Origin of the sequence: Bacillus marinisedimentorum, assembly GCF_001644195.2 — a bacterium.
Classification (GTDB): Bacteria; Bacillota; Bacilli; order Bacillales; family Bacillaceae_O; genus Bacillus_BL; species Bacillus_BL marinisedimentorum.
Genome location: NZ_LWBL02000003.1, coordinates 25,088 through 48,143, shown reverse-complemented (window position 1 = coordinate 48,143; position 23,056 = coordinate 25,088). Strand labels below are relative to the sequence as shown.

Annotated in this window: 19 protein-coding genes; 5 read left to right on the top strand and 14 right to left on the bottom strand. The window is 41.9% G+C overall.

What is annotated here, in order from left to right; all coding sequences use genetic code 11:
* The 6 genes from A4U59_RS00400 to A4U59_RS00375 all read right to left on the bottom strand — a co-directional run.
* A partial coding sequence (locus tag A4U59_RS00400) for an ABC transporter permease (RefSeq protein WP_169823877.1) occupies window positions 1-736 on the bottom strand: 736 nt, incomplete at its 3' end.
* 33 nt (window positions 737-769) lie between these two features.
* A complete protein-coding gene (locus tag A4U59_RS00395; RefSeq protein WP_070119326.1) occupies window positions 770-1,612 on the bottom strand; it encodes an ABC transporter ATP-binding protein in 843 nt (280 codons plus the stop codon).
* A 410-nt stretch (window positions 1,613-2,022) separates the two neighbouring features.
* Complete coding sequence (locus tag A4U59_RS00390) at window positions 2,023-2,871, bottom strand: aldo/keto reductase (protein WP_070119325.1); 849 nt, start codon at window positions 2,869-2,871, stop codon at window positions 2,023-2,025.
* 99 nt (window positions 2,872-2,970) lie between these two features.
* The gene (locus A4U59_RS00385) at window positions 2,971-4,740 is read right to left on the bottom strand and encodes a Rieske (2Fe-2S) protein (protein ID WP_070119324.1); all 1,770 of its coding nucleotides are present in this window, start codon (window positions 4,738-4,740) and stop codon (window positions 2,971-2,973) included.
* 329 nt (window positions 4,741-5,069) lie between these two features.
* Entirely contained in the window at window positions 5,070-5,930 is an 861-nt protein-coding gene (locus A4U59_RS00380; protein WP_070119323.1) for an NAD-dependent epimerase/dehydratase family protein, read from the bottom strand.
* Between the two features lie 372 nt (window positions 5,931-6,302).
* Complete coding sequence (locus A4U59_RS00375; RefSeq protein WP_070119322.1) at window positions 6,303-7,517, bottom strand: pyridoxal phosphate-dependent aminotransferase; 1,215 nt, start codon at window positions 7,515-7,517, stop codon at window positions 6,303-6,305.
* Between the two features lie 271 nt (window positions 7,518-7,788).
* Here A4U59_RS00375 and A4U59_RS00370 point away from each other — a divergent pair, with 271 nt between their 5' ends.
* From A4U59_RS00370 to A4U59_RS00360, 3 genes are all read left to right on the top strand, one after another.
* Window positions 7,789-8,616 (top strand): STAS domain-containing protein, encoded by an 828-nt coding sequence (locus A4U59_RS00370; RefSeq protein ID WP_070119321.1) that lies wholly within the window; start codon window positions 7,789-7,791, stop codon window positions 8,614-8,616.
* 595 nt (window positions 8,617-9,211) lie between these two features.
* The gene (locus tag A4U59_RS00365) at window positions 9,212-9,637 is read left to right on the top strand and encodes a universal stress protein (protein ID WP_070119320.1); all 426 of its coding nucleotides are present in this window, start codon (window positions 9,212-9,214) and stop codon (window positions 9,635-9,637) included.
* A 658-nt stretch (window positions 9,638-10,295) separates the two neighbouring features.
* The gene (locus A4U59_RS00360; RefSeq protein ID WP_070119319.1) at window positions 10,296-11,069 is read left to right on the top strand and encodes a TerC family protein; all 774 of its coding nucleotides are present in this window, start codon (window positions 10,296-10,298) and stop codon (window positions 11,067-11,069) included.
* A gap of 244 nt (window positions 11,070-11,313) precedes the next feature.
* On the opposite strand, the gene A4U59_RS00355 is transcribed toward A4U59_RS00360, so the two are convergent.
* From A4U59_RS00355 to A4U59_RS00320, 8 genes are all read right to left on the bottom strand, one after another.
* Complete coding sequence (locus A4U59_RS00355) at window positions 11,314-11,709, bottom strand: hypothetical protein (protein WP_070119318.1); 396 nt, start codon at window positions 11,707-11,709, stop codon at window positions 11,314-11,316.
* Between the two features lie 135 nt (window positions 11,710-11,844).
* The gene (locus tag A4U59_RS00350) at window positions 11,845-12,432 is read right to left on the bottom strand and encodes a class D sortase (RefSeq protein ID WP_083270562.1); all 588 of its coding nucleotides are present in this window, start codon (window positions 12,430-12,432) and stop codon (window positions 11,845-11,847) included.
* A 71-nt stretch (window positions 12,433-12,503) separates the two neighbouring features.
* Entirely contained in the window at window positions 12,504-13,526 is a 1,023-nt protein-coding gene (locus tag A4U59_RS00345; protein ID WP_070119316.1) for a processed acidic surface protein, read from the bottom strand.
* Window positions 13,527-14,006: 480 nt separating this feature from the next.
* A complete protein-coding gene (locus A4U59_RS00340) occupies window positions 14,007-14,876 on the bottom strand; it encodes a permease prefix domain 1-containing protein (RefSeq protein WP_070119315.1) in 870 nt (289 codons plus the stop codon).
* Window positions 14,877-14,878: 2 nt separating this feature from the next.
* Window positions 14,879-15,214 carry a PadR family transcriptional regulator gene (locus A4U59_RS00335; protein ID WP_070119314.1) on the bottom strand — a complete coding sequence of 112 codons (336 nt, stop codon included), beginning with the start codon at window positions 15,212-15,214 and terminating at the stop codon, window positions 14,879-14,881.
* Between the two features lie 472 nt (window positions 15,215-15,686).
* Window positions 15,687-16,520 (bottom strand): trypsin-like peptidase domain-containing protein, encoded by an 834-nt coding sequence (locus A4U59_RS00330; protein WP_070119313.1) that lies wholly within the window; start codon window positions 16,518-16,520, stop codon window positions 15,687-15,689.
* A gap of 187 nt (window positions 16,521-16,707) precedes the next feature.
* Window positions 16,708-17,547 (bottom strand): adenosylmethionine decarboxylase, encoded by an 840-nt coding sequence (gene speD / locus A4U59_RS00325; protein WP_070119329.1) that lies wholly within the window; start codon window positions 17,545-17,547, stop codon window positions 16,708-16,710.
* A 137-nt stretch (window positions 17,548-17,684) separates the two neighbouring features.
* A complete protein-coding gene (locus A4U59_RS00320) occupies window positions 17,685-19,865 on the bottom strand; it encodes a malate synthase G (RefSeq protein ID WP_070119312.1) in 2,181 nt (726 codons plus the stop codon).
* A gap of 276 nt (window positions 19,866-20,141) precedes the next feature.
* Here A4U59_RS00320 and A4U59_RS00315 point away from each other — a divergent pair, with 276 nt between their 5' ends.
* Window positions 20,142-21,053, top strand: a complete 912-nt coding sequence (locus A4U59_RS00315) for a LysR family transcriptional regulator (RefSeq protein ID WP_070119311.1) — start codon at window positions 20,142-20,144, stop codon at window positions 21,051-21,053.
* A 305-nt stretch (window positions 21,054-21,358) separates the two neighbouring features.
* Window positions 21,359-23,035, top strand: a complete 1,677-nt coding sequence (locus A4U59_RS00310; RefSeq protein WP_070119310.1) for a SulP family inorganic anion transporter — start codon at window positions 21,359-21,361, stop codon at window positions 23,033-23,035.
* Window positions 23,036-23,056 lie beyond the last annotated feature (21 nt).

The following is a 23,056-nucleotide window of genomic DNA, read 5'->3' as shown; positions in this document are numbered from 1 at the left end:
TTTGGAGTCTCTGAAAATACATTACCGATGAAATTAAGAAAACAAGAAGATATAGCAAACAAATAAGGATTACTTTAATGATGTCTAAGTATGGAATTTCCAACAAAGTTACAGCAGTATAAAACATGCTTCCTTTTCCAATGAAAGAGTATTCTTTAAACCATTCTGGAATCGGAACGATGACATAAAAAAGCAGTACACCGATCGAGATTAGCATAGTCACTGCCTGGTTTTTTGTCCATAGTGCAAGCAAATAGCCAAATCCCCCAAACGAAACCAAAAAAACAGCGGTGCTAATCATAGCGATTACCGTTCGTAAAAAAATATTAGCAACCCCTATATCCTTAAAATTGATATAGGTTACTTGTTCTGGAGATAACAATAAAGCCACTGCAAAAGAAGTGAGGATTACTGTAAAAAATAAAAGAAGAAATGAAAGAGTAGCAGAAAAGAACTTCCCCAATATAATGTTACTGCGTGGTATAGGAGATCCGACTAACAGCTTAATCGTTTTATTCTGATACTCTTTCGTCACAACCGAGCTAAAAAAAGCTATTGCGACTACAGGAAAAAAAATATCCGAGTTAAATGCAAAAATGCTATAGATGAGGGTAAAGAGGTCTGTATCAGTTGACCTTTTATAGTACATAACGACCATTGCTACAATAACAAAGATAAACAAACTGACCAGTGTTGGTACATATAGCCTTGATTTTATAAGTTTACCTAACTCCATGTTGATGACAGAAAACATGCATTAATTTCCCCTTTAGTTGACATTTATGAAGTACCTTTCAAGTGCAGTATTCTTTTTCTCAATATCTTGAATTTCTAAATTATTTTCAAGCAAGAGGCGAAGAACATTTTGAAGTGATTTATTATCGGTTTCCAGTGTTATAAAACCTTCAGCTTCCTCTATCGAGACTGCCGACAACGTTTTAAGGGATTTGGCTGTTTTTTCCACTTGGATTTTATAAACGTTATTGTTGGGTGAATCAAGTTCCATGTTCCTGATTACTTTTCCTTGCTCAAGTAATATGAAATGGTCACTAATAGCTTGAATTTCCTTTAATAAGTGACTGGACACAATGACCAGCTTTCCCTTTTCCTTTTGTTGCAAGATAACTCTTTTTATTTGGTCAATCCCTTTGATGTCAAGTGAATTGGTTGGTTCATCCAAAATAATAATATCGGGATCATGTATGAGTGCACTGGCAATCCCTACCCTTTGCTTCATTCCCATTGAATACTTTTTTGTTTTCTTATCCAGGAAAGATGTGATGCCCAGGGATTCTGCGGTCGCTTCAACCAGATCGGGATTGACTGGCTTGTCTTGTAACTTTAAACATATCTCTAAATGTTCCCTTGCAGTTAAGTATGGATACAGCGGGGGTTCTTCGATCAAGTAACCAAGACTTCCATTTTCAAGGTGTATTTCCCCTTCATCCGGCTTTATTAGATTAGCAATAATCTTTAATAGTGTACTCTTCCCTGCTCCATTCGGCCCCACCAATCCGATCACTTGCCCTCTGTCGCCGCTAAAACTTATATCCGATAAAATCGTTTTTCCTTTTAATTTTTTGTTTACATTTTTCACTTTTAAAAATGACATTTATGAAATCCTTTCCAGCAATTTTATGTATAGTCTTCTTTTCACAGTGCCCCTAAAAGAGAGGACTTGTTTGTTAAATAATGCCAGACTTGCTCAACAATTCTATAATATCATAAAATTCCAAATAGATGGCTGGCTTTATGGGTACTATCCATATCCAGAACTTTTTAGGATTCAATGGATATAAAATCGTCTTTAAAGGAAAACTACGTAATTCCTGAGCACTTGCGCTCTTTTTCTTATCCCCTCTCTCCTGCCGAAAATTTTCACATCTACTTCTTAAGCCATAAAAAAAGCCAAATTCCTCAATAAATTACTGAGAAATCAGGCTTTTAGTAATCTCAAATACATAAACAATCCACCTGTATACTTTTTCCTGGGTGCCACAAAGCCATATCCACATTCTCTTTTTACCACAAAGCAAGCGGCTGTTTCGAGCTGGGCTCTGGAAAGATTAAATCTATTTGATCCAAATCTTGCTGCGTTAACTGAATCTCAGCCGCTTGCACATTATCAATCACATGATCTGGATTACTGGATTGCGGTATAGCGATGGTTTGTCCATTTCGGATAGACCATGCCAATAAAATCTGAAAAAGATCGGCTTGATGTTTTTCCGCAATTTTCTTTAATGTAATATCCTTTGTCAGGTTCTTGCCGAAGCGGTCACCCCTTGCAACTGGAGAATAGGCGATTAAGGGCATTTCAAGTTTGTTCATTATAGGAACTAAATCAAATTCAATCCCACGGTCTCCCAAGTTATAACGCACTTGATTTGCGGCACAATTGATTCCATCAGGCAGTTTCATTATTTTTTCCAGGTCATCAACATCTAAATTGGAAACACCCCATGACTTGATCTTCCCTTGGCTTTTTACTTTCTCCAGGACTTCAATCGTTTCTTCTATCGGAATATTGCCTTTCCAATGGAGTAAGTATAGATCTACATAATCGGCATTTAATCGTTTTAAGCTGTTTTCTAAACTAATCGGTAATTGCTTTTTTGATGCATTTGAAGGAAGAACTTTTGATATTAGAAATAGATCTTCTCGGTTATATGGCTTAATCGCATGAGCAACTAATCGCTCTGAATTTCCGTCACCGTACATTTCAGCCGTATCAATGACTTGAACGCCTTGATCCAGGCCAACTCTTATTGCTTCTGCTTCTTGTTCGAATTGATCTGCTTTGTCTCCCATCTTGTACGTGCCTAATCCTATGGGAAAAACTGACCTTCCTGCTATTTTTACTTTATCCATTCTTCACTCCTCACCAGAAATTTTATAGATAATATGGCGCTTTTATCAGCGGCCAGAAACTCTGTTTACCGGCCGCTGAAATCTCCGTGAACAGTCTCTTTATTCTTCAAACAATTTTTCACCGCGCTGCAGTCTGATGGCAATTTTAGCCGTATGGGACGTTTCCCTTGAGGTCGGTGCGTGGGCCGCTAAGTAACGGCTTACGGCAACAAGCATCGTTTTCCGCGCCCGCTCTGACATCTCGGAATCCTCTTCTTGCCATATCTGATGCTCGATGATAGCCCCTTCGTACATTTGGAAGGTATGAAATTCAGCGTTTTCCCTGAGCAAGGCATGACCGAGAACGTTGAATAATTCATTCAAGTCTCCTCCGCCGGCCAGGTAATTCACTGTCCATTTCGCCGCCTCGTCCGTCTGCTGCTGTTTATCCAATAGATCCAGGAATGCTTGAGGGTCATTCGGCTGCTGTGAGGATTCATCGGCTGCAGGCATTCGGGCCGAAGGAATGTTAAGAAAACGGTCCAAATAGATACTCATGGCACCGTGAAATACAGCCCGGGTGAGTTCGGGAGTGGTTGATCTCCGTAAAGCCTGGTGAACGGCATGAGCGTGAGTGAACGTATGGAGTACTGTATCCCAATCCCTGAATTCGTTTTGCACATGGAAACGGGCCACCCTTTCTGCTGCCGCCAGTGTCACTAATTGGGCAAGGCGGGCAGGTGATTTCCCCAGTTGTAAAGCTTCCATTAACAACTCTGCCGTTTTGACAGGATCATCACTTAACAATTGCTCCACTAACTGCTCCTCATCAACTGAGCCGCTTGATGAATCGTTTTCATCTTCCTCACTGATTTCCATGTTCTCAAGTTTGCTGAAGGCTTTTTGCAGCGGTTCCACTAAATTGACAGGTGCCTGCCAGCTTTGCGATTCCTCACTGCGGCTGGCATTACTTAACGATGGCAATAGGGATGTGAGAATATACTCACTGTTTTCGCCTTGCAGCTTTGAAAGCATTTCAAATGCTTTATTATGAAAATCTAATGTGTGGCCGATATTCATGTAAAAATGATCCGTGACTGCGGTCATCATCATGTCGGACAGCTGTTCTGCCGTTGCCCCCAGTTTTATGGCCGTCAGCAGGACCCTCTCTGCCCCCTGGACATCGCGGACTTCAACGCTATTCCTATACCATTTTGCCAGCTGGGAAATTTCCGGTTGTTCCTTTTCCTTATTTACCGGTAAAGGATCCAGTAAAAATCTTGTTCCCATTCCCGCGCTTTCCCTTGCGACATGGACCAATCCATGGTATAAAGCAAGGATTTTTCCGGTTTTATCGAGATGCGGCAGAATATTGCTCATTGCGGTTAAAATTGTCAGGCCGGAGCCCCAGCCATTACTGCGGTGTTTCGTACCAAATTCTATACCGATATTTGCAATTTCGTTGGGATCTGCTTCCGCCTCCACTAAACCAACCACTGCTTTCGCGATGACAAGGCGAATGTTTTGCTCCAGGCCATCCCTCAGTCTCTGTTTCAGTTTGGCTAACGTTTGCTTGTCGATGGGCTCAGGGATGATCCATACTTCCCCATCCGTTACTTCGACTGGATATGTAGGTACGTCGTCTGCCCAAGGATCTAATGTTCCGCCGCTTTTCAGGTCAAACCGGGCATGATGCCAGTGGCACGTAAGAATGCCATCACAACTGCTCCCCATATGTAATGGGAATCCAAGATGGGGACAACGGTTATCCACCGCATAAATGCTGTTTTCATGATAGAAAACGGCAATTGCGTGCTTCCCCCCTTTTACCACCTTGACTCCTTCATCCTTCAACTGTTTTTCCGGGCAAATATATACTTTTTCACTCATAAGATGATACCTCCTCAAAAAGGGTTCTCTTCATTCAAATGAAAACGGAAAAGGATTGCTTATTTTTATACAAAACAACGGTTGAAAAATAAAACGGGACATCTATTCATGTGCTAGTTGATTGGAGCGGAAGGGGCTCGACTCCTGCGGGAATAGCGGGACAGCTGAGACCCCGCAGGAGCGCCAGCGACGAGGAGGCTCAGCGCTCGCCCCGCGGAAAGCGAGCCCCTGCAGCGGAAATCAACACCCCGGTTTAAAGAGCCTTACTTATACCGCACTCCCGTTTCGTTAGATGCATAAGAAACAATGTTTGTATATTTAAGTGTTCTTTAAGATAGCTCTGAAACTAATTTCGGTAACCAATCCTCTAATTTGGTAAAGGAATAGCCAAGATTTGCAGCCTTTTCATTAGATAAAAACCAGGAGTTTTTGATGCCATAAGGAGACTCGTGTTCATCATCAGTTGTAACGTGAATCTCTTTTCCAACTTCCTCACCAATCAACTCGATCAAGGCTTTTAAGGAAATTTTCCCCGTTGCACTCGCATTGATTGGGCCAGTGAAGTCTGTATCAGCTATCCAGGCAAGAAAGTCACCTGCTTCCTGTTGATGGATAAATACCATTTCAGCGTTTGGATTAGGTAAATAGATAGGTTTTCCTTCTTTAACCTGATGAATATAATGCAGTAAGCGGCCCGTATAGTCCTCTTCTCCCATCACAATTGGGATCCGGACAGCGGTTACCGGGAATGATGCTTTCTGATAGAAGTATGCTTCCGCTTGCCTTTTGCCCTCTTTATAGGAAACATCTTGCCGGTTCACCATTTTCAATTTGTATGTATAAGGATCAAACTGTTCTTCAGACAGATCTTCTCCTTCATCGTAGACTGATAGAGTCGAGGTGAAAATGTACCGCTTCACTTTTCCTTCTAAAGCATCAACGGTAATCTTTGCATCTTCAGAGGAATAACAGATTTGGTCAAAAGCGGCATCCCATTGTTTGCCTTCAACTGCCTGTCTAACAGAATCTTCATCAAAGCGGTCCAGTTTTAATCGTTCGACTGTATCACCAAAAGGATCTGAAGACTGTTGTCTAGTCGCAATCGTAACCATTATCCCTTTTTCTAACAAAGAATTGACGAGATCGACTCCAAAAAAACGTGTGCCGCCAAAGACTAATGCTGTTTTCATATGTAGTACCTCCCTTAAATGAAGGCCATCAAAATGAAATAGTGGTGACCTCAGTGGTATCTTTCTAATACTTTATTTGATTTATTACATATAACCAGTTTTTAAAACTCCTGGCAGCTTTGTGCCATGATCGTCAGAAATCCGTAACTGAAGAGACGGTGTGCCTGGTCCCTGATGCTTTAATGCGTTGGAGATCGGGCACAATTCCCCTATACTTAACAATAGGTGTTTGAAGGTATTTAACGCATCAAATAGTTGGTTAATTACCTTGTAAAATGATGCGACACCTGCTTCGACTTGGCATCCATTCCCTGTGATTTCCGGTTTTCTAAAGATAAATTCAGTATCAAATGACCACTTTCCCAAACACACTCATTGCCGGTACAAATCAGCCATCTTAATGACACGTTCAATTGCCGCTGCAGCAGCTGCATGGTCCTGTGAAAAATTGATCCGGAAGCTGTCAGTGAATTCCGGGCCGAACTCTGTACCAGGCGTTACAATGACATTGGCTTGCAAGCGAAGAATTTTCACGAATTCTTGTATGGGAACATCCAGGTCCGGGACTCTCGGAAAGAGATAACTGCCTCCCTCCGTCGCTCTCACTTGAAAGCCTTCGGCAAAGCGAAGCCTGCCAACCAAATCATCACGGATGGCCTGGTGTTGTGCGATCCGTTCCGCCATCCACCCTTCAGGCTCGGAAAACCAGGATTTCAATACAGCCTGGCTATAGCCGCCTGCCCGGAGTGACACAATGGCCTGCAGTTTTTCCATCCGTTCAATTATCCTGGCGGAGCCGAATGCCACCCCTAACCGATAGCCGCTTAATGACTCCGTTTTGGATGGGCCAATGATGGTAATGATGTTTTCAGGGTTGATCATTTCCTGTGCACATAAATGGGTATAAGTCTGTCCCTCAAAAATCTGGCGGGAATACAGTTCATCAGCGATGACAGTTACGTCATAGCGTCGAGCAAGGTTCGCAATTTCCCTCACTTCTTCCGGAGAATAGATGACACCGGTCGGGTTATTGGGATTGGAGAACAAGAAGAGTTTGACGCCAGCTTTAAAAGCCTCTTCCAGATGTGTTAAATCGAGACCTGTACCGGTGGGGGCATTAAAATAATCCATCTTGATATAGACAACTTCACCTTCAAAAAATTCAACGAGTTTTCGATTGGCAAAATAATCTGGTGCAACAATGGCTACCTTATCTCCCCTTGCAACGGTTGATCCCATGGCCAAAAATAGTGCACCCTGTGTTCCTGGAGTGATAATAAGATTCCGGTCCCCTTCAATCGTTGTGCCCGTGAAATCAGAAAGCTTTCGGGCAGTATCCTCACGGATGTCTTTGCTTCCCCGGTATTCCGTATAAGCCTGCTTGCCGCCGAGGTGCACCCCTTCATTGAAGACGTCCAAACTGCCGGGAATCGGCTCAAACGCATCTACATCACCATGTGAGAAATCAACCGGTGCACCGGGGATTTTTTCACCGCGCAACTTGATTTCATCCGTGTTCTGGCGCGCTTCCTGGCCGGGTGCATGTTCAGCACCAAGTTTTATAAACTTTTCATACAGCAGATCCATTATAAGCCCTTCCTTTATTAAATGATTTGTTTTACTTTTCAAATCCTTTTTCAACTTCCTTATTTTGTTACTTCGATAAGCAGGAAGGGGTTTCCTCCTTATCTATATCCCCCCTTTTGTCAGATGCCTTCCCTCTGCCTTCATGCCCCGTTGGTTGAATAAGTCTGTTGAAATCACACCAAAATATAGAAATCAGTGCAATAACCTGCATAAAATCTATGTTTATCCTATAATGATAGTGAATACTTTATAAAGTCAGGAGGAGGAGCAGTTGCAAACGTTTACATATGAAGATTCATTTCAATTCAAAGAGTTTTTCGAAGCAAATAGTCAGATCTTCAAAGAGATGCTGCTAAAAGAAGCTGTCAACGTAAAAGACAAGATTGATGAAATATTAAGAGTGGGTAATATCGATCTTGTTAATAACGCCAATGAACTGGTTGTTTACATTATCGAAGAGAATGATGAAGAACTGCATGCGTTTGCGGAACAAGAAGGGATTGCCTGGTCAGCACATTCTCTTGCTGTCTCTTTTAAGTTGGAGTGGGTTCAGGCCATCCGCCGGACATTATGGCTCTTTTTTGAAAAATACACCGAATTTAAAAGGGATAAAAAAAGTATTAATTTCTTTGAAATCGAAAAACAAATGAACAATCGGGTCGACTATTTTTTGAATTCCTTTTTCATTAGTTATACAACTTACAAAGATTCGCTTATAAAGGCTCAAAGAGAACTGGTTGAAAATCTTTCCGTGCCAATTATCCCGATAACCCCTTCTGTAAGCATCCTCCCGTTAATCGGGGCAATTGATGAGCAGCGAACCGGAATCCTTGAGGATAAAATGCTAAAAGAAATTAGCGAAAAGCATATCCAAACATTGATTATGGACTTATCCGGGGTCGCAGATATTAATCGCAATAATATTTACCGATTGATCCAAATCATCAATGGCGCATCACTGATGGGATGTAACACGGTCATAACCGGATTAAGGAAAGAAGTTGTTTGGAAAGTAACGGAACTCGGCATTAATGGCGAAATCAAAACATTAGGTACGTTGCAACAGGCATTAAGAGAATACTTTATTCTTAACGATTAATCTTCTTTGTGCGGAATATATTGCATTTAAAGGCGTTTCCTTGATTTAGGAAATGCCTTTAAATTGAAAACCGCAAATTCCACCCCGCCCGTACTATTCTGCAGATGTCTTAAAAAACAACTTCCAAGCGTTAAATTAATCCTTCCCCCCTTCTCCGGACACCTGGTATAACGGCATTCAATTTTTCTTAAAAATTGCACTTTTCTTCAGGAGCCTCTACACACATCCCGTTTAAAACATAGTATCTGATGCTTCTTTATCACTATAACCTTCATTTCTTCCTTAAAATACAAACAGTCCATAGCCCTCTAAGGAGACCGTTACCATTTAACAGGGAAATTTAAAGAACATTGTTGTATGAGCCCTCCCGTTACTTGCTGAGATGCCCTATTTTAAACCTATTAATATAGAGGATTTTTGTTGCAGACTGGCAGCAAAGCCGCCATCTTCGTTAATGGCTCATCTTGAAAAACAGAGAAACAGTGTCATAAAATATCCCTTTCAAACAACAACCCAGGACACTTCTATCTTATATAATTAAAATAGAAATACTTGCAATTCCAAATTTACTTAATACAAAGGAAGTGAAAATGCAATGAACAAATTACTAGTACCTGTAGATGGCTCCGAACATTCAAAAAAGGCATTTAAATTTGCGCTCACTATGGCAAAAGGGCAGGACGCAGAGGTCGTCGCACTTAATGTTCAGCCAACCTACCACACACCTAATATGAGGCGCTTTTGCAGTGAACAGCAGATTCGTGAATACCAGAATGAACTGAGTAATCAAGCCCTTAACACAATATTATCCGAATCAGAAGATACTGATCATATCAAAATCAGCAAAAAAGTAAGGACCGGTGATCCAGGCATTGAAATTTGCAAAGAAGCGAAGGAAATAAATGCAATGATGATTGTGATGGGTAACAGGGGGCTAGGCGCAATTAAGAGTACGGTGTTAGGCAGTGTAAGTTATCGTGTTGTTCATGATGCGCCATGTCCTGTGACAATTGTTCCATAAGGTTTTTTGCGCTGAAACGCTGTGCAATGAATGCAGAAACAAGCCACTTTAATTCTATTCAAATGACCTTTTTAAGGCATTCCAAATATCAGGATCACAACCATCTATTTCTCCTCTTTTCACATATACAAAATCACTGGGTTGCTTCTTCTACTAGACAAACGGGAGACTTCAGAACCGCATTCCGCTTGAAGCCTCCCTTTATCCTCTTAACATTTTCCTTTTTAAAACTATATCAGCTTCAAACTCAATTCAAAAATCATCATATATATCGAGATGATCACACACATGGGACATGCCGGAAAGCTGAGCAGGAAAGGTCATTGTGCTCGCTGCCATCCCATCACCTGCAGATAAACGAGTAAGATAATTGTACAAGGGGAATATCGAGCTGAAGGCTGCAGGAGTTTGATGAACAAGATACCGAAACCTTTACAAATTCCGTGAAAGATTCAGTTCAAATTCCATCATCTAATCGTTCTTCTTTCCCAACACCACGAAAGAGTCTCAGTGAATCAGATAAAAAAATTATGGAAAGATAATCATTGAAGCCGTTATATTGATTTACAGAAAGGTATATAGGGTAAACGCATTAATGAATAGCGTGTGTCTGAATTATTTTTAGAAAAAGTTGAAAAAGAGTGAGAGGAGACTTCTAATGGATTCAATCTGGTTGGAGTATGGATGGACATTATTGATTTTAATTGGGCTGGAAGGTTTATTGTCAGCTGACAATGCGCTTGTGCTGGCTGTAATTGCCAAACACTTGCCCGAGGAGGAAAAGAACAGGGCGATTAAATATGGAATCTTTTTAGCTTTTGCTTTCCGCTTTGTGGCCCTTTTTGCTATTTCTTTCATCGCCAACGTCTGGCAGATCCAGGCTATTGGAGCAGCTTATCTTCTGTACCTCGGTCTAAAACATGTCATTAAGGCCAAGTTTGGTAAAGATAATGAAAATATCCATGAAGATACAGAAGAAGAAGCTGCCGGAATGGCTTTTTGGCCGACAGTGGGTAAAATTGCTTTAGCAGACCTTGCGTTTGCGATCGATTCTATTCTTGCAGCTGTTGCCCTTGCACTCGGTCTTCCGGATTCCCCACTTGGAGATTTCGGCGGTATGGACGGCGGGCAATTTACAGTTGTTGTGCTAGGCGGCATTGCCGGCCTTATCTTAATAAAATATGCTGCAACCTGGTTTGTGCAGCTTCTTGAAAAACGTCCGGCTTTGGAAACAACCGCTTATGCCATTGTCGCATGGGTTGGTGTTAAGCTGGCAGTCATCACACTTGCCCATGATGATATCGGCGTGCTAGATCACGATTTCCCTCACAGTACAGCCTGGACACTTACGTTCTATGGAACTCTTGTTGCCATTGCGTTACTGGGATGGTTTGCACCTGGAAAATCGTCAACGCAGGAGAACAATAGCTAAGGCTCGAATGAAATCCGAGCCTATTTTGGTTAGATGATTATTTATGTTTTGGAAAGTGTACTCAAAATGACAGCAAGAGACAATCCAATCAATGCTATAAACTCGTTTTGCAAACACAATGAACTATTTATGGTGTACAGTTAATCTGTCTTCCTATTAAGACCCTTTTGAAGAAACGTTTCACTAATAAAAGACAGGATGAACGCTTGTCCATCCTGTTGCCAATTCCCTATATTTAATATTTTTACCAGCCTGCTGGAAGTGCTGCAACCGGCATCAATGCTACCTCATAAGTGTAGCCGCCGTTTTCAGTTCCAGTCGGCCAGAGTGCTGTAGCCATGTAAATAACCTTGATTGAGTTATCCTGTGAGAACTCAGTTACGTATACAATCCGATCGGCCATGATTCCGATTTGTTCCTCTGTCCAAAGAATGCGGTCAGCCATGAAACCGATGGAATCCACTGTATACAGCACACCGTCAATTGTCTGAGAATAAGAATCGGCACCCATCTGGCCGACAGTCACAAGCACGTCGGCAGCTGTTGTTTCAGCGCTTGCTTTCTGAGTCATTCCTCCAGCTGCAATCAGAGACAACACCAGTGTAAACGCAACAATGACCTTGACTAAACGATTCTTCATTATATATATGACCTCCCTTTAATATACCCCTATGGGTTAACAATAACGAGTATATACCCCAATAGGTATATTGTCAACCGAAAAACCGTTTGTTTGGACAAGAGCTTTAATTCACATGAAAAAAAGCAGCCCATTTCACGGCTGCTTTCTGATCAAGTCGGCTACAAGGATATAACGTTCTGGAGCTGAACCGATAAAATCAAATGGATAACAAGTGGATACAGTAAGGGTCGCTTTCGGTTTCGGTACGATCACGGTCCGGTCATCCTCATCGACGATACGGACCTGCCGCACTTTATAGGTGAATTCACCGGCGGATGTTCTGGCAATGAGCAAATCTCCCTTGCCTACTTTCCCTAGACTGCGGAATACGGTATCCCGATGCCCGGATAAAACAGAATTATCCTTCTCACCGGGCAAAACACTGTCAGCAAAGTGTCCGACTCCCTTTTCAAGCTCGTCCTCATCTGTTCCGTGATAAATCGGCAGTCTTGCTTCCAGTTTCGGTATGAACAGTTCCCCTACATGGTCGCCTTTTTGGGGCCGGTTCTCATATAATGGAACATTTTGAATACTCGGCGATGCTGCTTTTTCAGAACCGGTATCTATTTCGCTTTTCACTGGTTTATCTTCGGTATACATCACACCAGTTTTATAAAGAAAATACCCTTTTAAAAACTTATAGCCATTCGTTCCGGTGAACCATATTCCTGAAATGATCATCACTATAGCAAGGGAAAGCAAAAATAGTCGCCTTCTCTTGATTCCTTTTGTATTGGATTTCTCCATCCTCATTACATTTTAACGGCCTTCACTTTACGGAATACGACACTGCCAGCCGCCAGCAAGGTGATCCCAATCGCTGCATTCAACAAGTAACCGCCTGCCGTTTTCGGCAGTTTGGCTCCTTTTGCCGTCTTAGGAGCCTCGGATTTAGGGGAATCCTTAGTTTCTGTTACAATTTTTTCTGCCTGCTGAATATCCTTTCCGGTTTCTGTAATCAGGTCGGAGCCGAACATTTCAGCTGTAAAAAGGATATCTGCCAGAAACTGACCGTGTTTATTATATAATACGATCAATAGATCATATCCGCCGTCAGGGTCCTTAGAAATTAATGTCTGTAATGAAACAGATTGTTTTTGGCCATCCTTTACCAGATAAAACACTGCATCCATTTCAAATATATCAAGCAAACGATTAAATGCATCCATAAGCTCGGCAATTTGTTCTGCGGACAATTCATCTGCCGTTTCAAACTCTTCAAAAGCCATCAGGCGTTCACTGATATCCAGAAGCTCTTGTTCCAGGGAAGGGTCTTCCAGATTGAGAGTTTGAAGATGGTTGAACAGATTTTCCAGTTCATCTTCTGTCAAATCAAACTCAGCAAAAATACCGGACAGTTCAGCTATGTCTTCGTCATTCAGAATGCCTTCCAGTCCATTCAAATAAAAGTTTACGGACTCGTCCAACTCTTCCTCAAAAATAATCCACGTTCCATCCAGTACGTCCTGTTCTGCTTCTATATCACCGTACTCAGCAAGCAATGAATTCAACTCTTCCCTGCTTATCTGATAATCGGCAAGGACCTGCTGAACCGATTTTTCGGTTAACGGAGTACCAAGTTCATCAACTGTCTCGAAATCTTCCAGAAACCACTCTTTACTTTCCAGGTAATCCAGGTACTCTTGCTTTCCCCAGCCGATATCCTGTAAAAATTGATCAAATTCCGGATCGTTTACTTCCAGTGCAAATACAGAACCAGGCAAAACACCAAAGCAAAGAGCGGCAGCCAACAGCAGCGAAACGAAACGCTTCATTCTTTTTCCTCCATCTGTGTGGTATAAAATCTAGATCAGTATAATTCAAAAAACCTTTTCCTGATAGAGGAATTTTTTACTGTTTTTACAATTTTCATGAAAATATATTTAGTTGCTGTTCTGCGGCATTTCTTTCGCTGTCGATATTTGCCACAAAACAGAATTATCTTGTCACTATTCAGCCCGACAAGGTTTATGATCAATTGAAGAAGATAAACATTTCCTTAATCATAGACGTATCACAGGGAAGAAAATCTAATGCAAGACGGTAGTGCTTAAATTAATCATTTCCATCCGTTCCCTTTAAAATAAACAAAAAAAGTCTGAGTAAATGTTTAACGGGTTCGGTTGATGGGGAAAACTCCCATTTATAAACCAATTCGCATTGGCTTTAACACACATTTTGACTAAAATAGCATTAAAAATAGCAACTGAATTAGTCAGTTGCTATTTTTAGTCTTCAATTTTTATATTTACACTTTAATTCATTACAGTTTTTAACTGTCTGTTTTGCTTTTTTAAGAACAGCCAAACAATACCAAGAGCGATAAATAAAGCAAAGAACAAAATTGGTAACTGATAAAAACTCCAAATGCTTGGACCATAATGTTTTAGTTGATGGTGCTTTTCAATTGTTGATTCATACGAGGCTTTATATTCATATTGAACAATCCATTTTTCATTTGCCATTATTACAGTTCCCAAATCATATTTGCTTGGCACAATTTCTTCTTTATTTTCTACCACTCCATTTTCTCCAATCACGACAAGTGCTTTTGAATATTCTATCGGAAATTGAGTGCTAGGTTCTTCGATAACATTCACATTTTCTTTTACCCATCCTTCTAGTTTATTACGAGGAAATACAGCCAATAAACTTAATTTTTCTTGATAATTATTAAAGACTTCAAATAATCGTTCTGTTTCTTGTTCGGTAATGTCGTTGGAAGCATCAAGTTTATCAAATACTTCATTCATTATAATCTCTTTTTCTTCTTCGACTATTTCAAGTTGATTTACCATCTCATTGTGTTCTTTTACTTCTGAAATCGATGATATAAGAAAGAAAATGCCTACCACTAAAAAGATAAGTGCAAACGATAATACATAATTAGTAAATTTCTTCTGTACTTTGAAGAATTCAGCCAATCCCTTTACTATTTGGTTTTTGCCACCGAAATTTTCAATTGCAATACGGATAGCTTCTTCTTCCGTTTTCCCTTTCGCCTTTAATTCTTCTACAGCTTCAAGTAAATGGGAACGCATTTCTTGCCTTAAATCTTCTATTTCTTGTTTGTCTCCCGCAACATCTTTATAAATAGAATTTACATATTTATCAATTTGTTTCAAAGTTATTCTCCCCCTTCAATAAATGTATCAATAATTCTCTTTACAAATTGCCATTCCTTACGCTTTTCTTCAAGACCTTCTTCACCTAATGGTGTAAGTCTATAATATTTTCTTCTTCCGCCTGGACCTTGTTCGTCTCCCCAATAGGATTCAATCCATTCATTTTTCTCCAATCGTTTTAAAGATAGATAAAGCGTACCTTCTTTTAGTTCAAATTGTTCTTCGCTTTTTTCACGAACCAATTTCGCTAATTCATATCCGTACATATCCCGCTTATGTAATAACGATAAAATTATGGTATCAATGTGACCTTTTAAAACTTCTTTATTAATTTCCAACTTTTCCACCTCCTTATTCAGTTATAAAATATATTACTTTATAATGCAAGGTATTATTTCTAAAAAAATAAAACGAAAATCATCCTATTTTTTACAGGATGATTTAACTGAGATAAAATATTTATTGCCCGTCCCGATATGAGCCAATTTACCTTTTCTGCATTTTGATTTTTGGGTTTAATGAACTTCATTCTTATTGGTCTTTTGTCAAAAATTAGTCATACAATTGGCATATCCAATTCTCAACCGTTTTAGCACACGTTTTAACAACTCCGCATAAATTTAAATGGTGTTTCCAATTTGTCTGCGTATTGATGTGCGAATTAGAGTATAAAATCTGCAAAAGTATTGATATGACGACAAAAAGGGGGACACCAATTCCTATGTGAATTGTGTCCCCGATGAGACTGCTATTTAATGTTTTCTCCCCAATAACCGAACCTGTTAGTAAATCCTCTCAAGCTTATTACTATTACTTCCTGCGATGCAGTATATCTATAAAGTGTTCTGCAGGCACGGCAAGTCCGACATTCTTCCGCTCTCCGTCAACATCTCTCATCGTTGTTGCATAAATTACAGAAACGACCTTGCCCTCATCATTGATGACCGGGCTGCCGCTGTTGCCTTTATAAACAGGTGCATCAAGCATCATTACTTCTTTTGCAAGGTTGGAACTTTCCATTGCGCCGATAATCACACCATCGTTCGCAATCTGATGATGCATGAGCGGATTTCCGATGAACGTAATGGGTTCACCCTCCTCCCATGCTTTGTTCTCTGATACCTCAATAAAAGGCAGATCATTGCCGGCATCTATTTGTAAAAATGCTATATCAAGTTCCGGCAGAGTCTTAACCACAGTGGCCTCTTGTGAAAATCCGTTTGGAAAATAAACGCCAACCTTCTTCATGTTATCAACAACATGGTGGTTCGTAATGACGAGTCCATCCTCACTTACGTTGAAGCCTGTTCCTTTGCTGCCTCCCGCTTCAATGGTCACAACCGCTTCTTTATATTGCTGGATTTGTTCATTTCGGGAAAGCTGCTCTGATTTTTGCAGGAATTCGATTGACGGGAGATTGAAATATCTCAACAGGGTCCCTGCTGTGGTGAGTACCATAAACAGTGCAATGAGAAGGACTCCTGCCTTGATAAAAATGCCTGTCACATCTTTTTTTTCATCCTTTTCCGGATTTCTTCCGTATAAGTAGTCTCCGGGATTTTCAAGTTCTTCGTATAAATCAGAGTCATTTTCTTTAAGGTCATCCAAATGCTCTTTATATTTCTCTTTTTCCTGTTCATCCATATAATTGGCACCCTTTATATCAGTTCTTTGTTACAGCGTATCATAAAACGAAAGAAAACGGGTTTTGAAAGCTGATGCTGCATGACAGGGTTGAGGTTAGCAGAAATTCCGCTGTCGGTTTTGAAGTGATTATACTTTAATTTAACGTTACATTAAAATAGCGGCCCGGTCATTGGGCCGCTGTCCTTTATTCCGACTCTCCCTCTTTATTTTCTAAGTTCATCAGCATATTTTTCCCATAAAAAATTTCATCCATTTCGTGTTCGAGGAGTTGGGTTATTTTATCCTGCTCCTCTTCTTCAAGCTCATCCTTCGTATAACCGAACAGGTAGTTGTTCAAGTCAAAGTCCTTCAGACGGCATTTCGTGTGGAAAATATTTTCTTGATATACATTGACATCGATCATATCATAATCGCTTTTCACTTCATCGGGAATGTAATTCTGGATCGAGTTGATATCGTGGTCAATGAATAGTTTCTCACCGTTGACATCCCGCGTGAATCCGCGTACCCGGTAATCCATCGTCAAGATGTCTGTATCGAAGGAATGAATCAGATAGTTCAGTGCTTTCAGCGGGGAAATTTCACCGCATGTTGATACATCGATATCAGCCCTGAATGTACTGATTCCTTCCTGTGGATGGTATTCCGGATACGTATGGACAGTGATATGGCTTTTGTCGAGCTGCAGCACGACAGAATCAGGAAGCGGTCCGGGTGTTTCTTCATATGCCTCATCCGGCACTTCCACGACAGGTCCCTCCGATACAAGGATGGTGACACTGGCCCCTTCCGGTACATAGTCCTGTTTGGCGACATTCAGGACATGGGCGCCGATGATATCAGTCACGTTCTTTAAAATCTTCGTCAGCCTGTCCGCATTGTATTGCTCATCTATGTACTTTATATACGCCTCACGTTCTTCCTTTGTCTTCGTATAGCAGATGTCATACATATTAAAGCTCAAAGACTTTGTGAGGTTGTTGAATCCGTGTAAAGTGATGCGCTGTTCTGGAGTCAGTTTCATCATGTATTGCCCCTTACATTTTAATTTCTGGTTACGTATACAGTTATACATTACCCATCTTGGCCGGGAAAAAAACGAACGGAAGCCACTGAACAGTAAAAGGGCCGCTCTTATAATGAAAGCGGCCCTTTTACTCTTTATTTTTGAGCTGGAATTTTACTCTTCGCTTCACGGCGGCGGCTGTGAAGGATCGGCTCCGTATAGCCGCTCGGCTGTTCAACACCTTTAAAGACAAGGTCACTTGCAGCCTGGAATGCGACTGAATCATCATAGTTATCAGCCATTGGCCGGTACGCAGAATCGCCTGCATTCTGTTCATCGACCACTTTAGCCATCCGTTTTAACGTTTCCATTACTTGTTCTTCCGTGCAGATCCCGTGGTGCAGCCAGTTGGCGATATGCTGGCTGGAGATGCGCAATGTAGCACGGTCTTCCATCAGAGCGACATTGTTGATATCCGGAACTTTCGAGCAGCCGATGCCCATTTCAACCCAGCGGACGACATAGCCGAGGATACCCTGTGCGTTGTTGTCCAGTTCTTCCTGAATTTCATCTGCGCTCCAATTCGGATTCTCTTCAAGCGGAACCTGCAGAATCTCATCACGCAAGCTGCCTTTTTCCGCTTTCAGTTCATTTTGTGCGACTGTCACATTGATATCATGGTAATGAAGGGCGTGAAGTGTCGCTGCAGTCGGCGATGGCACCCATGCAGTATTCGCGCCTGCTTTAAGCTGGCCGCCTTTTTGCTCCAGCATAGCACTCATCAAATCAGGCATAGCCCACATTCCTTTACCGATCTGGGCATGGCCCTGGAGGCCTGCTTTAAGCCCTACACGGACATTTGACTGTTCATATGCCTGAAGCCAAGTTGAAGATTTCATGCTGTTTTTGCGGATCATCGGTCCCGCTTCCATGGAAGTGTGGATTTCATCACCTGTCCGGTCAAGGAATCCTGTATTGATGAAGACGATCCGGTCTTTCACCTCGCGGATTGCATTCTTTAAGTTCAAAGTCGTCCGTCTTTCCTCGTCCATGACACCGATTTTGATTGTATGGCGCTCAAGGCCGAGCATATCTTCAATCCGGTTGAACAGCTTATTGGCAAATGCGACCTCTTTTGAACCGTGCATCTTTGGCTTTACGATATAAATGGAACCTTTAAGCGAGTTTTTGAAGTTATCGTCTTTCAACAGGTCATGCTTGGCAACGAGCGCTGTGACGACTCCGTCCATAATGCCTTCCGGAACTTCTTCGCCGTTCTTATCCAGAATCGCATCTGTTGTCATCAAATGGCCGACGTTGCGGACAAACATGAGTGAGCGGCCTTTCAGCTTCACTTCTTCCCCGGCAGGCGCTTTATATTCCCTGTCAGGATTCAGAGAACGCTTCACTTCCTGAAGGCCTTTTGAAAACGTGACAGAAAGATCGCCTTTGAATAATCCAAGCAAGTTGGAGTATACGAGTGTCTTGTCTTCAGCATCAACTGCTGCAACCGAATCTTCGCAGTCCATAATGGTTGAAGTTGCGGCTTCCATTAACACATCTTTTACGCCGGCTTTATCGGTTTTGCCGATTGGTGAGTTTGGATCGATCTGTATTTCGAAATGGAGTCCATTGTTGTGCAGCAATACTGCCTGCGGGCTTTCTTCATCGCCCTGGTAACCGGCAAATTGGGATTCGTATTTCAATCCGGCCGTTTTGCCGCCTTCAAGCGTAACAAAAAGTTTTCCGTCAGCCACAGCATATTTTTCCGCGTCTTTATGAGATCCTTCGGCAAGCGGCGCCTTCTCATCCAGGAAATTTTTCGCAAACGCAATGACTTTTTCGCCCCGGATTGGATTATAGCTGGAACCAACTTCCGCGCCGTCTTCTTCACTGATTGCATCAGTTCCATAAAGTGCGTCATAAAGGCTTCCCCAGCGTGCATTTGCCGCGTTGAGCGCATAGCGGGCATTATCGACCGGCACAACAAGCTGCGGTCCCGCCTGTACTGCAATTTCGTCATCGACCCCTTTTGTCGATACCTTGAAATCAGCTGTTTCTTCTTCCAGATAACCGATATCTTCCAAAAACGCTTTGTATTTACCGAAGTCGTAATCGTTCGGATTGTTTCGGTACCATTCATCAAGCTTTTGCTGGATTTCATCACGCTTCTCAAGCAATGCTTTATTTTCAGGCTTCAGGTCGTTGATAAGTGTTTCAAAGTCGGCCCAGAATTGACTGCTGTCAACGCCGCTACCCGGAAGGGCCTTTGATTCGATGAATTCAAAAAGAACAGAATCCACCTGTAAATTTCCTTTTTTAACGTATTCGCTCATCTGTAAATTTCCTCCCTTTCATTATTCAATGCACGTTGATTAGCCTCTAGTGCACTTACTCTGTTTTTAACGAATTTTCTTACTTTTTATTGTATAAAAAAACCAACCTATACTGAAATGAATATTTCGAATGCTTATTATTCGTTTAAGTTATGGTAGAATGAAAGTATTCAGACATTTCAAATAGTTAGGCCTGTCCCTATTATAATCTTTTCTCTCCATTTGCAAAGCAAAAGGCCTTTAGTGGGGCCGATATGAATACAGGAGGATGATCACATGGAAATACGCCATCTCGAATATTTCGCCGAAGTTGCCAGGCAGCTTAACTTCACGAAAGCAGCTGCAAGTCTACATGTCACTCAGCCCTCGATCAGCAAAGCGATCAAGCAGCTGGAAGATGAACTTGGCGTTCCATTATTTTACCGGTCATCAAGGAAGCTGGAACTGACAGATGCCGGTAAAGCCGTTCTTGTGAATGCCAAAAATGTCTTGGATGCATTTAAGAACATGACATCCGAACTGACGGATATTATGGAACTGAAAAAAGGTGAAGTCAGAATCGGCATTCCGCCGATCATCGGAGCGGCTTTCTTTTCAACCTTCATCAGCCGCTTTAAAGAAGCGCATCCGTTAGTGGATATCACACTCATTGAAGTTGGAACGAACAAGATCAAAAAAGGAGTTGATGACGGCTCGCTTGATGTCGGTCTCGTCTGCAATGTTCCCGTTCAGCAAGACAGTTTTGAAATCATTGAACTTCTTAACGACCCGCTCATGCTCATTGTCCATAACAGCCACACGCTGGCATCAAAAAAGACTGTTGAATTCGGCGAGTTGAAACAGGAAAGGTTCATTTTATACCGGAAAGACTTTTCGCTTCATGACCGGATTATGGAGGAATGTTCCAGAAACCATTTTTATCCGAACATTGTGTGCGAAAGCTCGCAAAAAGATTTCATGATCGAGATGGTGGAAGGAAAGCTTGGTGTCGCATTACTCCCTGCGCAAATTTGCAAAAAAATACACAGTGCCAATATCACAGCAATCCCGTTTTATCAGCCGACTGTCAATTTGGAACTTGCGATGGTCTGGAAGAAGAATAAGTATCTTCCATTCGCAGTCCGGGAGTTCATCTCCGTATCCAAGGAATCTTTATCCCCCCGGGGGGTAAAAATGCCTTTAAGATGAATGAAAAGCAGAAAAATACCCTGGTTTTTTTGAACGTGCACGCTTAAAACCAAAATTCCTCATCACAATTCGAATAAAAACGGAATATCAGGAAAAACTTTTGCAAATAACACTTTATCCTTTTCAATATTACCCCTATGAGTATATAATAAATTCAAAAGGGATTTTGTCATGCAAGTAAAAGCACCCTCGGCCGGATAGACTGGGATTTTTAAGGTCATCCTAAAATGGGTAGCTGAACTTTCATCTGCTTATCTGCATGTTTACAGTCCTAATCCATGAATATTCTTTGAAAGGAGATACTTATGAACAATTTTTTACCTGCAGCAAAATGGATCCGCGATTATGACCGGGCCAATCTCGGGAGCGATTTCACCGCTGGCCTGATCGTCGCCATCATGCTGATTCCCCAGGGGATGGCATACGCGATGCTTGCCGGTCTTCCGCCGGTAATCGGTCTTTATGCATCCACCATCCCTCTTATCATTTATGCTTTATTTGGTAGTTCGAGGCAGCTGGCAGTCGGACCCGTTGCCATGGTTTCACTCCTTGTATTCACGGGGGTCAGTGTTCTTGCTGAACCTGGGTCCGATGAATACGTTTCGCTTGTGTTTTTACTGGCATTGATGGTTGGGGTCATTCAGCTGTTATTGGGGGTTCTTCGGCTTGGATTTATCGTCAACTTCTTATCGCATGCCGTCATCAGCGGGTTTACCTCAGCGGCCGCTATCATTATTGGTTTAAGCCAGCTGAAGCATTTGCTCGGGGTGAAACTTGAATCCGGCAAAAATGTCGCCAAACTTCTATTCGAAGTGATTCAGAAAATAACTTTGATCAATCCAACGACCTTTGCCATCGGCGTGGGGAGTATCATAATTCTTATCGCAATCAAAAAGATGGTCCCAAAAGTTCCGGGACCGCTTGTTGTAGTTGTTTTAAGTACGCTGATCGTTTTCGGATTAAACCTTAATGAGAATGCGGGTGTCAGCATTGTCGGAACCGTGCCCGGAGGACTTCCTGCACTAAGCTTGCCGATGTTCAGCATTGATGCGGTTCTCGCATTGCTGCCAATCGCACTTACCATATCGTTTGTCGGATTCATGGAATCCATTGCGATGGCTAAAGCGATTGCAACAAAGGAGAAATACAAAATCAGTTCAAACCAGGAGCTTTCCGGATTGGGCCTCGCAAACATTGGAGCTTCCATTTTCTCGGGATATCCGGTTACAGGCGGATTTTCACGTTCTGCCGTCAACTATCAGGCAGGAGCAAAAACACCGCTTGCTTCCATTATAACGGCAGTGTTGATCATGCTCACCCTGTTATTCTTCACACCGCTCTTTTACTTTTTGCCGAACGCGGTGCTCGCTGCCATCATTATGGTGGCGGTATATGGATTAATTGATTTCAAGGAAGCCCGCATCTTATTCCATATCAGAAAAATCGACGGGTTGACATGGGTCATCACCTTCCTCGGCACATTGCTGCTCGGGATTGAACAGGGGATCTTGATTGGTGCCGGATTCTCCCTTGCTGTCTTTATCTGGAGAAGTGCATACCCTCATGTTGCCGAACTGGGATATGTGAAATCTGAAAACGTTTATCGGAACATTGAGCGTGTCCCTGAAGCGGATACCGATCCGCAGGTACTGATATTCAGGATTGATGCTTCCCTGTACTTCGCTAACATGTCTTTCCTTGAAGACAAACTTTGTGCAAAAATGCAGGAAAGACAGGAACTGAAATGGATTGTCCTGGACTTCTCAGCCGTCAACTCAATTGATGCTGTCGCACTCCACGCTTTGGAGGAATTGATGGAGAATTGTACAAAAGGTGATATCGAGCTGATGGTGGCAGGCGTCAAAGGGCCTGTCCGCGATTTGATCCATAAATCCGGATTGAGCCAGAAATTCCAGGATGTTTTCCATTATCCATCCATAGAGCACGCCATGGAAGAAATTGAGAAGTCCAAAACAGCTTAAACGGTAACGATAAAACCCTTT

Coding starts and splice junctions, on each gene's coding strand:
- speD (WP_070119329.1), bottom strand. CDS start 17,547: ATGAAACTGACTCCAGAACAGCGCATCACTTTACACGGATTCAACAAC.
- A4U59_RS00345 (WP_070119316.1), bottom strand. CDS start 13,526: ATGAAGCGTTTCGTTTCGCTGCTGTTGGCTGCCGCTCTTTGCTTTGGT.
- A4U59_RS00390 (WP_070119325.1), bottom strand. CDS start 2,871: ATGGATAAAGTAAAAATAGCAGGAAGGTCAGTTTTTCCCATAGGATTA.
- A4U59_RS00330 (WP_070119313.1), bottom strand. CDS start 16,520: ATGGATGAACAGGAAAAAGAGAAATATAAAGAGCATTTGGATGACCTT.
- A4U59_RS00365 (WP_070119320.1), top strand. CDS start 9,212: ATGAACAAATTACTAGTACCTGTAGATGGCTCCGAACATTCAAAAAAG.
- A4U59_RS00380 (WP_070119323.1), bottom strand. CDS start 5,930: ATGAAAACAGCATTAGTCTTTGGCGGCACACGTTTTTTTGGAGTCGAT.
- A4U59_RS00310 (WP_070119310.1), top strand. CDS start 21,359: ATGAACAATTTTTTACCTGCAGCAAAATGGATCCGCGATTATGACCGG.
- A4U59_RS00385 (WP_070119324.1), bottom strand. CDS start 4,740: ATGAGTGAAAAAGTATATATTTGCCCGGAAAAACAGTTGAAGGATGAA.
- A4U59_RS00360 (WP_070119319.1), top strand. CDS start 10,296: ATGGATTCAATCTGGTTGGAGTATGGATGGACATTATTGATTTTAATT.
- A4U59_RS00395 (WP_070119326.1), bottom strand. CDS start 1,612: ATGTCATTTTTAAAAGTGAAAAATGTAAACAAAAAATTAAAAGGAAAA.
- A4U59_RS00355 (WP_070119318.1), bottom strand. CDS start 11,709: ATGAAGAATCGTTTAGTCAAGGTCATTGTTGCGTTTACACTGGTGTTG.
- A4U59_RS00350 (WP_083270562.1), bottom strand. CDS start 12,432: ATGATCATTTCAGGAATATGGTTCACCGGAACGAATGGCTATAAGTTT.
- A4U59_RS00315 (WP_070119311.1), top strand. CDS start 20,142: ATGGAAATACGCCATCTCGAATATTTCGCCGAAGTTGCCAGGCAGCTT.
- A4U59_RS00375 (WP_070119322.1), bottom strand. CDS start 7,517: ATGGATCTGCTGTATGAAAAGTTTATAAAACTTGGTGCTGAACATGCA.
- A4U59_RS00320 (WP_070119312.1), bottom strand. CDS start 19,865: ATGAGCGAATACGTTAAAAAAGGAAATTTACAGGTGGATTCTGTTCTT.